The organism is Acinetobacter sp. YH12097 (genome assembly GCF_013419225.1).
GTDB classification, from domain to species: domain Bacteria; phylum Pseudomonadota; class Gammaproteobacteria; order Pseudomonadales; family Moraxellaceae; genus Acinetobacter; species Acinetobacter amyesii.
Genome location: NZ_VPAN01000001.1, coordinates 111701 through 126682 on the forward strand (window position 1 = coordinate 111701; position 14982 = coordinate 126682).

Consider the following 14982-nt stretch of genomic DNA (forward strand, 5'->3'; position numbering starts at 1 on the left):
CCAATCAGTCCGCATAATAGACCCAGCACGAATTTGGATATCAACATGCTTCAAGGAAAAAAACTGGTTTGTTTTGATTTAGATGGCACACTTATCGACTCTGTTGGCGTGTGGAATCAGGTCGACGCAGATTTGATTCAACAGTTAACTGGACAAACCATCCAACTGGGTTTAATTCAACGTGAACGTGACATTCAGCTGCAATTATTTAAAAACACACCAGACCCTTACTTAATGTATTGTAACTATCTAAAAGATACTTATAAGATTGAACAACACACAGCAGATCAAATCAAACAGCAACGATATGCCATTTCACAGCATTTTTTAGAACATATCATCTTGCTTAAACCACATGCAGCGTTATTTGTTCAACAGCTCATTCAGCAAGGCATTCAGGTGGCAATTACCACCACGACCAGCTTGCAAAATATTTATCGATATCAAAAAAATATTAACATCTATCCAATGCTGCATTTTGAAAATAGCTTTGATCTGATCCTGACCCGTGAAAGTGTCAAAAATATTAAGCCGCATCCTGAAGTCTATTTACAGGCGATTGAACATTTTGCAGTTCGACCTGAAGAATGTTTAATTTTTGAAGATTCACTCATTGGTGTAGAAGCTGCAAATGCAGCAGGCATTGAAGTGGTTGCCGTGTATGATGCATATTCAGAGCACGAAATTGAGCAAATCAAAAATAAAGCGGATTATTTTATCCATGATTTCTCTTCGGTTCTGAACTAAGTTAAAGTAAATAAGCGTTCGCTTAAAAGTTAAAAAGCAGCCCAACTTAGAGGCTGCTTTTGATATTTTTGCATCTATAGATAATTGATCTATTTTACTTTTTTATAAATGGATCCAGACCCAACTAAATTTCCAGTTTTTTCGTCAATCGCAAATTCAACAGCACCTGTCCCAGAGTTTACAGCCAGTAAACCAGATTCAGCGACAGATGCAGGTACAGGATTTTTCTTTTCAGATTTACCACTTTGTTTATCTTTTAAAGTATTGGTAATGAAATAGTTTTCACCATTTTTACTAATAATCAGCGCATTTTCAAGTTGCGGATCTACTGCGGTATTTTGCCATGTTCCAGCATAATCAGGCGCTGGACTTTGTTTACATGCAGTGAGGAGAACTGCGAACAACATCGCAGAAAATAATTGAATCTTTTTCAAAATACTGACCTTCTTTGTCAATGAGTTTTGCATTATAGAAAGCCTTGAAGAGAACTTAAGACCGTTCATGTTGTGCAAAAGTTGCAAACCAAGTCCTGCTGTTTTTCTTTTGTCATGTTTTGAAACATTTGTAGTCTTTCATAATAAATAAGCCCACTTGATCGTGGGCTTATTTAAATATTTTCAATCTTTAGATTTATACGATTTGACGCATTGAACCAGTTTCTTCAAAAGTGGCATGCCAAGATAAAGCCTCTTTTAAAATATGCGGCGTTTGACCACCACGCTCACATGCGCGTTCAAAGTAGCTCAACAATGCTGCGCGATAATCTGGATGCGCACAGATTTCAATGACTTTACGTGCACGCTCACGTGGTGAAAGACCACGTAAATCTGCCAAGCCCTGCTCTGTAACCACGATATCAACGTCATGGTCAGTATGGTCGGTATGACTCACCATTGGGACTACAGATGAAATCGCACCGCCTTTTGCAATCGACTTGGTTACAAAAATGGCAATGTGCGCATGACGAGTAAAGTCTCCTGAACCACCGATACCGTTCATCATTTTCGTACCCGTCACATGGGTCGAATTTACGTTTCCGTAAATATCAAACTCAAGCGCCGTATTAATCGCGATAATGCCTAAACGTCGAATGATTTCAGGGTTATTAGATAGCTCTTGTGGACGTAACACAATTTTATCTTTGTACTGATCAAAATTGTTCATCACATGCTGTGCGCAAGGCTCAGACAATGTCATTGAACAGCCTGAGGCAAATTTCATTTTTCCAGAATCAATTAGCTGGAAAGTACAGTCTTGTAGTACTTCTGAATACATTTCCAAATCATGGAAATTAGAATGCTCAAAACCGGCAAATACAGCGTTGGCAATCGAACCCACACCTGACTGTAGCGGGCCTAAATTTTCAGGCAAACGCCCTGCTGCGACTTCACCTTCAAAGAAATCAATCAGATGCTGAGCAATCGCTAGGGTTTCAGCATCAGGTTCATCCATTTTAAACTGGGTATCTGGCAGATCATTCAACACAATAGCTGAAATCTTATCGGGGCTGACATTGATCCCAATCGTACCGATACGTTCACCGACCTGAGTCAGTGGAATTGGCCCACGGTTTGGTCGCACTTTCGGCACATAAATATCATGTACACCTTCTAGCACTGGGTTAATCGTATTATCAATTTCAATAATCACATGATCTGCCATTTCAATGAAATTGGCTGAGTTACCACATGAACCTGTCGGAATAACTTGACCATCTTCTGTAATTGCAGTCGCTGCAATAACGGCCACATTAATGCGCGGTAAATTATGATGACGAATATTGTCAGCCATTTCAGACAAGTGTTGGTCAATATACATGACCTCGCCAGCGTTAATGGCTTTACGTAAACCAGGATCTGCCTGATACGGATAACGACGTTCTATCGCATGTGCCGCATTGAGACGACCATCGATACTATTTCCTAAACTAGCACCCGTTGCCAAAGTGATACGAAGAGGATGTGAAACTGCATGATCTGCAAGCGCCAAAGGAACCGTCTTTGCCTCACCTGCACCACCAAAACCACTTAAACCAACCACTGAACCATCTTGAATTAACTCAATCGCTTTTTCAGCAGACATCACTTTGTCGCGAAGGGAGAGTAAGCGAATGCGATCTAAACCATTCATAATTAAATCTCAAAAAATAAATATCTAAAAATAAACATCTTTTTTCGCCATCCCAGCGAACTGAGATAGCGTTTGTTATTGCTTATCTAAAACGTACTTATCTAAAAGCTTACTTATATAAATTGAGGCAAATTAAATCAGTTCAACCGCAATTGCAGTTGCTTCACCGCCACCAATACATAGTGCTGCTACACCTCTTTTACCGCCAGTGCGTTTTAAGGCATGAATCAGCGTCACAATAATACGTGAACCTGATGAACCTAGTGGGTGACCAAGTGAGCAAGCACCACCATGAATGTTCACTTTTGCTTCATCTAAGTTAAATCCATCAATTGCCAGCATTGTAACCATGGCAAATGCTTCATTGACTTCCCACAGGTCAACTTCTTGTGCATCCCAACCGGCTTGTGCAAGTACTTTCTCAATAGCACCGACTGGAGCAATAGTGAACTCTGACGGATGCTGTGAATTTGTAGCATAAGCAACGACTTTTGCCAGTGGTGTTAAACCACGTGCTTGGGCCGTTTCTTCTGATGTAACCACCAAAGCAGATGCACCGTCAGAAATTGAGCTGGCATTGGCAGCTGTGATCGTGCCGTCTTTTTTGAATGCAGGACGCAGTGTAGGGATTTTTTCAGGCTTAGCACTTAAAGGCTGTTCATCTGTGTCAACAACGACGTCACCTTTACGGCTTTTAACGGTAACCGGCACGATTTCATTTTTAAAGAAACCACCTTGAATCGCTGCAACGGCTTTATTGAGTGAGTTGATGGCAAAAGCATCTTGTTGTTCACGTGTATAGCCTTTTTTATCTGCCATATCTTGTGCAAGGATGCCCATCGACAAACCTGTCTCAGCATCTTCTAAGCCTTCTTGGAACATGTGATCAGTGGTTTTACCATGACCCATACGATAGCCTGAACGCGCTTTTTCAAGTAAATATGGCGCATTTGACATCGACTCCATACCACCAGCAACCACAATATTGGCAGAACCAGCTTTAATCGCATCAGCTGCTTGCATCACCGCCTTCATGCCTGAACCACAGATTTTATTAATCGTGGTGGCACCCGTTGTATCTGGTAAGCCTGCTTGACGCATCGCTTGGCGTGCAGGACCTTGTTTAAGACCAGCCGGTAATACACAGCCAAAAATAACTTCGTCAATATCTGTAGGTTCTAAACCTGCACGTGCAACAACAGCCTGAATCGCCGCAGCACCTAAGTCTGGGGCTGTACAAGATGAAAGTGAACCCTGAAAACCACCCATCGCTGTACGTACGCCATCTACAATAACAATCATTTCTTATTTCATCCTGTTTTAAATCTTTTAACCCCAAGGAACCATGACTGGTTCCTCAGACTTTCCATCTTAATGTTTTTCACAGTGGTTTCGATGAAACCTTAAGATTGAGCGGTGAAGTATTCTTCGGATAGCTGCATGATAAGTTCAGAACCTGCTTTAATGCGTTGAGCACGAGCAGCAAGGTCAGGTAGAACTTTATCAACATAGAAATCTGCGAGTACCAGTTTGTTTTGGTAGAAGCTCTCTGTTTTTGCTGCCGCAGCTTTGCTAATACGCGCAAACATATAAACGAAGCTGAGTAAACCAACCGCGTGAAGATAATCGACTGCCACCGAACTGCTAAAGTCTGGTGTAGTTTTAGATTGTTCAACAATGAATTGCGTTAATGCTTCAACTTCGTCAGAAACTTGCAATGCTGCAGATTTAACTTTTGAATCAGCCATGGTTGCAGCAAAATCACGAATTTCAGTAATGTATTCGGCAATAAATGCACCATTACATTTCGTGGTTTTACGTCCAATTAAATCAATCGCTTGTACGCCATTTGTGCCTTCGTAAATCTGTGAAATACGTAAGTCACGAATGCATTGCTCCATACCCCATTCACGGATATAGCCATGACCACCAAAACACATTTGCGCGTCTAAAGTAGCTTGTAGGGCTGTATCTGTTAGGTAGGCTTTTGCAATAGGTGTCAATAAAGCCACGCGGTCATTGGCTTTTTTCACTGCAGCTTCGTCAGTTGAATATTTTGTAATATCCAGTTGCTGACCAACATACACAGCAAATGCACGAGATGCTTCGTTGTTGGCGCGTACATTCAACAACATACGACGTACATCACCATGTACTAAAATAGAGTCTGCTGGTTTTTCAGGAGATTTCACACCTGTCGCAGAACGACCTTGTAGACGATCAGTCGCATACTGTGCAGCATTTTGGTAAGCAAATTCTGCTGCGCCAATCCCTTGGATACCCATCGATAAACGTTCGTAGTTCATCATGACAAACATCGCCGCAAGACCTTCGTTTTCTTTACCAACGATATAACCTTTGGCACCATCAAAGTTCATAACACACGTTGCAGAACCTTTAATACCCATCTTGTGTTCAATTGAACCCGCTGATACGGCATTACGTTCACCGACTGAGCCATCGGCATTGACATGGAATTTTGGAACGATAAACAATGAAATACCACGTGAACCCGCAGGTGCATTTGGCGTTTTTGCTAACACAAGATGGATGATGTTTTCACACAGATCATGTTCACCACTGGTGATGAAAATTTTCGTGCCTGTAATATTAAATGAACCATCTTCATTCGGCTCTGCTTTGGTTTTAATGATCCCCAAATCAGTCCCTGAATGTGGTTCAGTTAAACACATAGTGCCTGACCATTCACCCGTATAAAATTTTGGAAGATAGGTTTCTTTTTGCTCTTGCGAAGCACGGTCATTAATCGCCATACCTGCACCCACAGTCAGTAGTGGATACAACATAAATGATGGATTGGTACTCCAAATCATTTCGTCAGCAAGTACTGTCAACATTTTCGGCATGTTTTGGCCGCCCCATTCTTCAGAAGCGCCTAAACCCACCCAGCCACCTTCAGCGAATTGTTTAAAAGCGTCTTTAAACCCTGTAGGCGTAGTAACAACACCATTACTAAACTGCGCACCACCTTCTTCATCTGCAGTACGGTTCAAGTCTAGAATAACGTTTTTAGAAAACTTAGCCATTTCTTCTAAAATGGCATTTGCAGTCGCCATATCAATATGAGCTAAGTTTTCATTTGACTGCCAGAACTCATCTGCATTGAATACATCATTTAAGATGAAGTCCATGTCCTTTAACGGCGCATTGTATATTGGCATTGTACTTTCCTTTTCTACAGGCTTTGTCAGCGTCTTTGACAAAGTACTTTTTTAAAGTTGCACGCTCCCGCACAAAATCATCAAATCAATTTTGTGTGGATTTTTTAAAGATCTGTTTTTTCAGATAGATATCTAAAATGGATATAGATAATGTGTTTTTACCGACAAGTGGAAAATAACCACCTGATATTTTGAGCAGCATTATTTTATTACAATTAAATAAATTTATTGAATTGACTAAATTTATAATTGGTAATTGATTAAAACCAAACATAATAGTACCTATAATCATGTTTAATTTAGGTTGGATTAATAACATAACAACCAAGACCGTTTTGTTAAATGCTGCTTTTGTTGTAAAAGCGAAAAGACAATAAATTAAAAAAAATAAAAATGGAATTTTATTTCAAAAAAATGACCTCAAGGGTTCAGTTTTATTGACATTAATTTTATGCTATGAATTCTATATGCTTTACGCACTCTACTAATGTGTTTATTTTTAAACCAATTTATGTAATATTTGAGACCATAGTGGAATGTAAGATTCACAAGATTTAGCTTAAGCTAGGCTTGTTCACCCTCAAGCTGTTTATGGAACAGGTATCATGAGTTCAGTACGCCAACAAAATTTTATCCTTCGCAAGGAAAAAATTTTAGCCATGGCAGAAACCCTGCTATTAGATAATAATCAAGACATCACCTTAAGTGAGTTAGCTTGTGAACTAGATATTGCCAAAGGCACGATTTATAAACATTTTAAAAGTAAAAACCAATTATATTTAGAACTGATTATCTTAAATGAAAAACGATTATTAGAAATTTCAAAAAAATATAATCATGATATTAAAACTTATGTTTCACAATATATGCTTTATAATATGTTGAATTCTAATAGAACTATATTATTACATGTCATTGAAGAACGCTTAACTAATAATGAACGTAAATTAAAAGAGTTATTTGAAGAGCTCTATCGTGTTCGTGAAGAACGTATTATTGAAATTAAGGATATGACCAGTGATTATTTAAAATCACTTGAAAGCGCAATGTCGATTCGTGATTATTTATCCTATATTTGGACGGTCACTTATGGTGCGTCCCTACTCCTCAATTCAACGCATTATCAAAAATCAATCGGTTCACGTGAACGTTTAATCAAGCTATATATTAATCAGGCGCTGATGACGCCAGATAAAATTTCAGCCGTATAGAATTGATTTATAAATAAAAAAGCTGAACAATTGTTCGGCTTTTTTTTCATTAAACAATATCTAGGTTATGCAATCACAGGTGGGAAGCCATCTTCGGTTAAAGCGCTAATCAATTGCTCTGCACTGGCACTAGATTCAACGTCAACTAATTTTGTTGCTACATCAATAGTGACCGTTGCATTTTCGTCTAAGTCTTTAATCGTTGCTGTTACGCTACGGGCACAACCACCGCATGTCATATTATCAATACGAAATTTCATGCTGTTCATCCTTCTTTTCTAATAACAACACTATAAACCTTGCCACGATTGTAAGGTCAAGCGAGTTTAATTCTTCGATGTATGACAACACTCAGCCATGCCCGTTTCGATTTGATTTAAAATCGTACAATCGGCTTGATCATTACCGGCACAGCCATCGACAGACTGTTGCAAGATCTCAACCATGGCCTGTAAGTCTGCGATTTTTTGATTTAAGGTCTGGATATGTTTTAACGCCAATGCTTTAACTTCTACACTTTGCCGACTTTGATTTTTCCAAAGCCCAAGTAAATCTTTCATTTGTTCAGAAGAAAAACCTAAATCACGCGCATGTCTTAAGAAACTCAAGGTTTTAATATCGGCTTCCGAGTAAACTCGATAGCCGGCATCGGTGCGCTGCGCATTATTTAACAGCCCAATCGATTCATAATAGCGGATCATTTTTGCAGAAATGCCCGATGCTTTCGCTGCTTGTCCAATATTCATCTCAAGACTCCTGAAAAACTGGCCCTTTAAATGCTTTTAAACGTAAGGCATTTGACACAACAAACACCGATGAAAGTGCCATTGCACCTGCGGCGAACATAGGTGAAAGCAATATGCCAAAGAATGGATATAACACACCTGCAGCGACAGGAATCAATGCTGCATTGTAAATAAATGCCCAAAATAGGTTTTGGCGAATATTATTCATCGTCGCTGTGCTCAGTGCGATTGCTGTCGGCACCATTTGTAAATTACCCGACATAAGCACAACGTCCGCGGCCTCTATCGCCACATCTGTCCCTGTACCAATCGCCATGCCGACATCTGCTTGCGCAAGTGCAGGCGCATCATTAATACCATCGCCAACAAAACATACAACACCATGTTCTTTTTGCAACTGTTGTACAGATTGCACTTTTTGATCTGGCATCACTTCAGCGATCACATGATCAATTTTCAACTGTCGTGCTATGGCAGTGGCAGTGTGTCGGTTATCGCCTGTAATCATGGCCACTTTCAGCCCTAAATCATGCAAAGCTTGAATGGCTGCGAAGGTTGTGGCTTTGATCGGGTCGGCTACAGCAACAATGGCAGCAAGCTGTTGATCGATCGATACATATAGCGGGGTTTTCCCTTCATTGCCCATGCGTTCTGCCAGTGCTGAAAAGATTTGTGTTTCTAAACCAAGTTTATGCATCAAATGATCTGCACCAATATAAATGCTTTGTCCTTCAACAACCGCCTGAATCCCTGCACCAGTCACGGAATCAAACTGTTCAACTTCTAAAAGTTGCACTTGCATCTCTTTCGCAGCTTGTACAATGGCATAGGCAATCGGATGTTCAGATTTCTGCTCTACAGAGGCCAATAACTGAAATACGCGATCTTTATCAAAAGCTTCAGTGACTTCAAAATCAGTCAGTTTCGGTTTACCTTCCGTCAAAGTCCCTGTTTTATCAACTGCAACCACTTGTGTATTTTTGAGTTGTTGTAAGGCTTCACCTTTACGGAATAAAACTCCAAGTTCTGCACCACGCCCTGTACCGACCATGATAGATGTTGGCGTTGCCAAACCCATTGCACATGGGCATGCGATGATCAGTACTGCTACAGCATTGACTAAAGCATAGGTTAAACTCGGTTCAGGTCCTACAACATACCAAACTAAAAAGGTGATCAAGGCCAACGCCATCACCACTGGTACAAACCATAAAGTGACTTTATCCACCAAAGCTTGAATTGGTAATTTTGAACCCTGAGCCTGTTCGATCATATGGATAATTTGTGCCAAAACAGAATCTTGACCTACCGCAGTGGCTTGTATTTTCAAGGCCCCATTTTGGTTAATCGTTCCACCGACAACTTGATCACCGGCTTTTTTCTCGACAGGAATTGGCTCGCCACTGATCATGGATTCATCAATATAACTGTTCCCAGACACTACAGCACCATCGACTGGGCAACGTTCACCAGGCCGTATTTCAATCAACATACCTGTTTCAACATCGCTAATCGGTAAATCTATATAGCTACCAGATTGCTCTACACGTGCAGTTTTGGGTTGCATACCGACTAAGTATTGAATGGCTTGCGATGTTTTACCTTTGGCTTTCGCCTCCATAAAACGACCCAACAGAATCAACGCCACAATCACTGCAGCTGCTTCAAAGTACACATGAACGGTACCTTGTGGTAATAATTGCGGAGCAAACGTGGCAACGCAAGAAAAACTATAAGCAGATAAAGTCCCGACTGCGACTAAAGAATTCATATCCGGGGCAAGTCGCGCAAGTGCTGGTATGCCGTGCTGATAAAAGCGTCTTCCGGGTAGGATTAACACCAAAGTGGTTAATATAAACTGAATATACCAACTATTTTGTGTCCCTAAATTATGTGCAATAAAATGATGAAAAGCTGGAATCATGTGTGATCCCATCTCCAAGATAAAAACAGGAACAGCGAGTACCAATGCGATGATTAAATCACGTTTGAGTAACCGAGCTTCGTCGGCTTTTTTTTCTGCCATTGTCGGTTGTTGCTGCGTAGCAATGCTAGCACTGTATCCCGCTTTTTTAACTGCCGCGATCAATTCTTGTGTTTTTGAAGCGGGAGCCTGAACAAAGGCTTTTTCACTGGCTAAATTTACCGTTGCTTTATTGACACCGTCTACAGCGTTTAAGGCTTTTTCAACCCGTGCCACACATGAAGCACAGGTCATTCCATCAATATTTAATTCAATATTGGGCTGTGCAATATGAAAACCTGCTTTTTCTACAGACTTCGCCAATGCAGAATTTTCAACAGTTGCCAATGCCGTAATCGTGGCTTTTTCAGTTGCCAAATTCACTTTTGCATCGATGACTTCTGGAACTATCTTTAAGGCTTTTTCAACACGTGCAACACACGATGCGCAAGTCATTCCTTCAATTTCAAGTTCAATCTGCTTTTGTGCAACGCCAAAACCTGCCTTTTCAACGGCCTGAATTACAGCAGAATAATCCACATTTTTATCACTCTGAACATGTGCTGTTTCAGTGGCTAAATTCACTTGAGCATCAGTGATGCCATCGACTTTTTTTAAGGCTTTTTCCACCCGTGCCACACAAGAAGCACAGGTCATCCCTTCAATAGCAAGTGTGCCATCAAAAAGTTTGCGTTCTGTCGAATCTGTCATGGCAACATCCCAATCATATGTGCTTGTTTTAGGCTATAGCTTAAACTTTACCATAATGGGAAGGTCAAGTTTTTCTGACTCACAGCAAGGCTTTTCTTTAAGGTATAAAGAATTGCGAAGATTTAAAAACATAATCAATAATATTGAATAATGATTATTCAATTAGTTTGTTTTTCTGATATTAAAACTACACCTTTCCTCATTATTCAGTAAGATAGAGATTCGTGACCACCAAACGAATTACTCTCTTTCGCATGTACAAACTGTCGAACATTTGCTTTAACTGCGCATATTTGTGTGCTTTTTTATTTTTAATTTTAAGTTGGAGTCTAGATCATATTGATGTTTGGCTCACTCAAGTGGTTATCCCTGCTGTCACGATATGCATACTCTTAGGCTTCCTGTTTAAATACATCGCTCGAAAGTTAGGATATGAACCGCCTAAACGAAAAATAAAACAACAAAATGCCAAAAACGATGATCAAGACGCGGCTTAAGATACTTATAAATAACTAAATCATCAATAAAAAAGCCCATTCAATTGAACGGGCTTTTTTTCATGTCAGAATTATTAGTCAGCACTAATATCTTCAAATAAAACTGAAGAAAGGTAACGTTCACCACCATCCGGTAAAATGACCACAATGGTTTTGCCTGCATTCTCAGGACGTGCAGCAAGTTTTGCCGCAGCTGCCATTGCCGCGCCACTAGAGATACCCACTAAAATACCGTCATGAGTAGCCGTTTTACGCGCCCACTCAATTGCTTCAGCACTTTCAATACCGATCACTTCATCAACAAGGTCTAGATCTAAGTTACCCGGAATAAAGTTAGCGCCAATCCCCTGAATTTTATGCGGCCCAGGAGTCAGTGTTTCGCCTTTTTTCGCTTGGGCAATAATCGGAGATTCAGCCGGTTCTACCGCAACGGAATAAAGCGGCTGATTTTTCACTTTTTCAAAATAGCTTGAAATGCCTGAAATCGTACCGCCTGTACCTACACCTGAAACTAAAATATCCACTTTACCACCGGTCGCTTCCCAAATTTCTGGGCCAGTGGTCAATTCATGAATTTTAGGGTTTGCAGGGTTTTCAAACTGTTGTGGTAAATAATACGTTTCAGGATGTTCGGCAACGAGGCGCTGTGCTTCTTCGACCGCACCTCTCATGCCTTTAGCAGGTTCAGTCAATACGAGATTTGCACCAAAAGACTTCAACACCTTACGGCGTTCGATACTCATACTTGCTGGCATGGTTAATGTAATTGCATAACCTTTCGCTGCTGCAACAAATGCTAAAGCAATCCCTGTATTACCACTTGTAGGTTCTACAATATGCATACCCGGTTTTAATAAGCCTTTTTCTTCTGCATCAGCAATCAGAGCTGCACCTACACGACATTTCACTGAAAATGCTGGGTTACGGCTTTCAACTTTAGCCAAGACCGTTGCTTCTGACTGAATCACACGATTAATACGAACTAAAGGTGTATTACCAATCGCTTCAGCGTTATTACTATATACTGCGATACCTAAATTACTCGTTGCTGGAAAAGCTGAATCTGTTGTCATGACTATTTATCCCTTGTGTATTTATTGAATACGATCTTTAGATGATACAATTATTTTCAAAGTGTGCATGATTTTTTAAGCTAATGTCTTATATTTATGTGCGTTTTGTGAAAGCTTGCACTAAAATCAAGCAATAAATTTAACTGATTAACTAAATTTAAACTTATAAAAATTAATGATATTTGATTTCATAAAAAACCATAGAAATTGTCTTATTTATTCAATGTATTAAGCCGTGATATCCGTATACTTGAGCTGTTGTTAATCGTATGGACATATCCAATGAATACCGATCTGGAAATCACTACTATGCGTGATTCTGCCGAATTAGTCGTGGGCGTTTTAAAGTCGCTGGCAAATACGGATCGTCTACTAATTTTATGTCATCTAGCACAGCAAGAATTGAATGTGTCTCAGATTGAAGAAATCACTGATATTAAACAGCCAACCCTCTCACAACAACTGATGATGTTACGCAAAAGTGATGTTGTGACCACGCGTCGTGATGGAAAGCAAATTTATTATTCAATTAAAGATGCAAATTTAGTTCAAGTTCTCAATACTCTTTACCAATTGTATTGCAACCAATCTTATAAATAACACTCAGTTATTTTAAAATTTCAAGCCAGACATGCTGTTCTTGCACCACTATAGATGAATTATCGCAATGGGCAGCAATTCAATATCTCAATTTACCCTCCAAACTTCTTCAAAATATCTATATTTATATCGAATATCCAAAGCTTTAAATCAGCTCATACTTTTCATTAATTCATTTAAAATGATGGCTTCTTAAATATCCCCTTAAATTTCCTGCAATGTTGTACGCTCAAAATTTATTGCACAAGACTTCTTAGCATTTTTTATGCATAATATATATGAAATTGTGATTTAGATAAGTTTATGTCAGATTTAAAACCTCATTTCTTACAGAAATTTCCTGCTTGGCAGTGGTTACAGCACTACAGCACTGTGAAATTTAAATCTGATGTACTTGCTTCGCTAATCGTGATTGCCATGTTAGTCCCTCAAGGTATGGCGTATTCCATGCTGGCAGGTTTACCCCCAATCATGGGTTTATATGCCAGTATTTTACCTATGATTGTCTACGCCCTCATTGGTGGAAGTTCAACCTTATCTATAGGCCCTGTGGCAATCATTTCGATGATGACCTTCGCCACGCTCAATCCGCTATTTGAAGTTGGTTCGCCTGTTTATATTGAAGCCGCTACACTTTTGGCCTTAATGGTCGGGCTGATTTCTCTGCTGCTAGGTGTACTACGTTTTGGTTTTTTAATTCAGCTGATCAGTCATCCTGTCATTAAAAGCTTCATTATTGCCTCGGCTCTGCTCATTGCGCTCGGTCAGTTTAAGTTTCTTGTCGATGTCCCGCTAAAAGCCAACAACATCCCTGAGTTTGTTTTAAGTTTGTGGGAATACCTGAGTTTGACTCACTTTGCTTCACTCATTTTTGGTGTGCTGGCCATACTGTTTTTAATCTATGTACCGAAAATATTGGCGACTCAATCAATTCAATCTAGATTCGGCTCTACTGCCTTTCTAAGTAAAGCACTGCCACTGATATTAGTGGTGATCTCGATTGCATCGGTGATGTTATTTGACCTGCAAAATGTCGGCATTAAAACTGTCGGTGAAATTCCTTCAGGTTTTCCACCCTTAAGCTTTCCACATTGGAACTGGGAATTGGTACAAACCTTACTGCCCGGTGCAACAATGATTGCCATGATCAGTTTTGTTGAGTCACTTTCTATTGCTCAAGCTACTGCCTTACAACAACGCAGCCAACTCAATAGTAACCAAGAGTTGATCGCTTTAGGTTTAGCCAATCTAAGCGCAGGTGTTAGCTCTGCCTTTCCTGTGACGGGTAGCTTATCGCGTACAGTTGTTAATGCAGATGCAGGTGCAAAAACACCGATGGCAGGTGTGTTGTCGTCATTGCTGATTATCGTTGTCAGTCTCTACTTCACTGGTTTTTTCCAAGACTTACCTTTAGTGATCTTGGCGGCCACAATTATTGTTTCCATTTGGAAATTAGTCGACTTTAAACCTTTTGTGGATACATGGCGTTATTCAAAAGCTGACGGGATTGCGATGTGGGTGACCTTTTTCGGTGTGGTGTGTATCGATATTTCTACAGGTCTCATTATTGGCATCATTTCTACTTTTATTCTGTTGTTATGGCGCATCAGTCGTCCACACATTGCGGTGATCGGTTTAGTCGAAGGCACACAGCACTTCCGCAATGTACAGCGTCATCATGTCTATACCGCACCACATATACTCTCGCTCCGTATAGATGAAAATATCTCGTTTTTAAATGCCAATACGCTTAAAGGTTTCCTGATCAATGAAGTCAGTCAAAATATTGACCTAGAGCATGTTGTTATCAATTGCTCAAGCGTCAGTTCAATTGACTTAAGTGCCTTAGAAATGTTGGAAGAGTTAAATGCTGAATTATCAAAATTAGATATTCGACTGCATTTTTCTGAAGTCAAAGGTCCTGTCATGGATAAATTGCAGCACTCAAAATTACTCACTCATTTGAGTGGTCAAATTTTTCTCACCCATTATCAAGCCATGACAGAGCTTGCTACAGCCAGTTCTGAATACCAAATTTAAAGGTGTATTCGCTCACTGTTTAATCAAACCAAATTTGATAAACAGTGAGTTTTGAAAGGCTTACATTTTAATACACAAAAAT

At 39.9% G+C, this 14982-nt stretch carries 12 protein-coding genes and 1 pseudogene; 4 read left to right on the plus strand and 9 right to left on the minus strand.

Going from position 1 to position 14982, the window contains the following annotated elements:
* Positions 1 to 45: 45 nt before the first annotated feature.
* Positions 46 to 747: an HAD family phosphatase gene (locus FTU37_RS00480; RefSeq protein WP_180041495.1), complete on the plus strand. Its 702-nt coding sequence runs from the start codon at positions 46 to 48 to the stop codon at positions 745 to 747.
* 89 nt (positions 748 to 836) lie between these two features.
* On the opposite strand, the gene FTU37_RS00485 is transcribed toward FTU37_RS00480, so the two are convergent.
* The 4 genes from FTU37_RS00485 to FTU37_RS00500 all read right to left on the minus strand — a co-directional run bounded on the left by FTU37_RS00485 (position 837) and on the right by FTU37_RS00500 (position 6059).
* Positions 837 to 1154, minus strand: coding sequence for a hypothetical protein (locus FTU37_RS00485; protein ID WP_111884393.1), 318 nt, complete (start codon positions 1152 to 1154; stop codon positions 837 to 839).
* 223 nt (positions 1155 to 1377) lie between these two features.
* Positions 1378 to 2877, minus strand: coding sequence for a succinate CoA transferase (locus FTU37_RS00490; protein ID WP_180041494.1), 1500 nt, complete (start codon positions 2875 to 2877; stop codon positions 1378 to 1380).
* A gap of 132 nt (positions 2878 to 3009) precedes the next feature.
* A complete protein-coding gene (locus FTU37_RS00495; RefSeq protein ID WP_180041493.1) occupies positions 3010 to 4179 on the minus strand; it encodes a thiolase family protein in 1170 nt (389 codons plus the stop codon).
* A 101-nt stretch (positions 4180 to 4280) separates the two neighbouring features.
* A complete protein-coding gene (locus tag FTU37_RS00500; protein ID WP_180123573.1) occupies positions 4281 to 6059 on the minus strand; it encodes an acyl-CoA dehydrogenase C-terminal domain-containing protein in 1779 nt (592 codons plus the stop codon).
* Between the two features lie 605 nt (positions 6060 to 6664).
* Here FTU37_RS00500 and FTU37_RS00505 point away from each other — a divergent pair.
* Entirely contained in the window at positions 6665 to 7270 is a 606-nt protein-coding gene (locus tag FTU37_RS00505; protein ID WP_078190941.1) for a TetR/AcrR family transcriptional regulator, read from the plus strand.
* 65 nt (positions 7271 to 7335) lie between these two features.
* On the opposite strand, the gene FTU37_RS00510 is transcribed toward FTU37_RS00505, so the two are convergent.
* From FTU37_RS00510 to cysK, 5 genes and pseudogenes are all read right to left on the minus strand, one after another.
* Positions 7336 to 7530 (minus strand): heavy-metal-associated domain-containing protein, encoded by a 195-nt coding sequence (locus FTU37_RS00510; RefSeq protein WP_078190942.1) that lies wholly within the window; start codon positions 7528 to 7530, stop codon positions 7336 to 7338.
* A 66-nt stretch (positions 7531 to 7596) separates the two neighbouring features.
* Complete coding sequence (gene cueR / locus FTU37_RS00515) at positions 7597 to 8016, minus strand: Cu(I)-responsive transcriptional regulator (protein WP_180123574.1); 420 nt, start codon at positions 8014 to 8016, stop codon at positions 7597 to 7599.
* A 1-nt stretch (position 8017) separates the two neighbouring features.
* Complete coding sequence (locus FTU37_RS00520) at positions 8018 to 10456, minus strand: copper-translocating P-type ATPase (protein ID WP_373686252.1); 2439 nt, start codon at positions 10454 to 10456, stop codon at positions 8018 to 8020.
* A 72-nt stretch (positions 10457 to 10528) separates the two neighbouring features.
* A pseudogene (locus FTU37_RS16815) lies at positions 10529 to 10690 on the minus strand (cation transporter); the annotation flags it as partial.
* 571 nt (positions 10691 to 11261) lie between these two features.
* Positions 11262 to 12260: a cysteine synthase A gene (gene cysK / locus FTU37_RS00525; protein WP_180123576.1), complete on the minus strand. Its 999-nt coding sequence runs from the start codon at positions 12258 to 12260 to the stop codon at positions 11262 to 11264.
* 282 nt (positions 12261 to 12542) lie between these two features.
* Between cysK and FTU37_RS00530 the strand changes: the two genes are divergently transcribed.
* Together FTU37_RS00530 and FTU37_RS00535 are read left to right on the plus strand one after the other, a co-directional pair.
* Positions 12543 to 12860, plus strand: a complete 318-nt coding sequence (locus FTU37_RS00530) for a helix-turn-helix transcriptional regulator (protein ID WP_078193801.1) — start codon at positions 12543 to 12545, stop codon at positions 12858 to 12860.
* Positions 12861 to 13163: 303 nt separating this feature from the next.
* The gene (locus tag FTU37_RS00535; RefSeq protein ID WP_168377526.1) at positions 13164 to 14900 is read left to right on the plus strand and encodes a SulP family inorganic anion transporter; all 1737 of its coding nucleotides are present in this window, start codon (positions 13164 to 13166) and stop codon (positions 14898 to 14900) included.
* Positions 14901 to 14982: the final 82 nt, after the last annotated feature.

Coding starts and splice junctions, on each gene's coding strand:
- FTU37_RS00530 (WP_078193801.1), top strand. CDS start 12,543: ATGAATACCGATCTGGAAATCACTACTATGCGTGATTCTGCCGAATTA.
- FTU37_RS00490 (WP_180041494.1), bottom strand. CDS start 2,877: ATGAATGGTTTAGATCGCATTCGCTTACTCTCCCTTCGCGACAAAGTG.
- FTU37_RS00535 (WP_168377526.1), top strand. CDS start 13,164: ATGTCAGATTTAAAACCTCATTTCTTACAGAAATTTCCTGCTTGGCAG.
- cysK (WP_180123576.1), bottom strand. CDS start 12,260: ATGACAACAGATTCAGCTTTTCCAGCAACGAGTAATTTAGGTATCGCA.
- FTU37_RS00505 (WP_078190941.1), top strand. CDS start 6,665: ATGAGTTCAGTACGCCAACAAAATTTTATCCTTCGCAAGGAAAAAATT.
- FTU37_RS00485 (WP_111884393.1), bottom strand. CDS start 1,154: ATGTTGTTCGCAGTTCTCCTCACTGCATGTAAACAAAGTCCAGCGCCT.
- FTU37_RS00510 (WP_078190942.1), bottom strand. CDS start 7,530: ATGAAATTTCGTATTGATAATATGACATGCGGTGGTTGTGCCCGTAGC.
- FTU37_RS00480 (WP_180041495.1), top strand. CDS start 46: ATGCTTCAAGGAAAAAAACTGGTTTGTTTTGATTTAGATGGCACACTT.
- cueR (WP_180123574.1), bottom strand. CDS start 8,016: ATGAATATTGGACAAGCAGCGAAAGCATCGGGCATTTCTGCAAAAATG.
- FTU37_RS00500 (WP_180123573.1), bottom strand. CDS start 6,059: ATGCCAATATACAATGCGCCGTTAAAGGACATGGACTTCATCTTAAAT.
- FTU37_RS00495 (WP_180041493.1), bottom strand. CDS start 4,179: ATGATTGTTATTGTAGATGGCGTACGTACAGCGATGGGTGGTTTTCAG.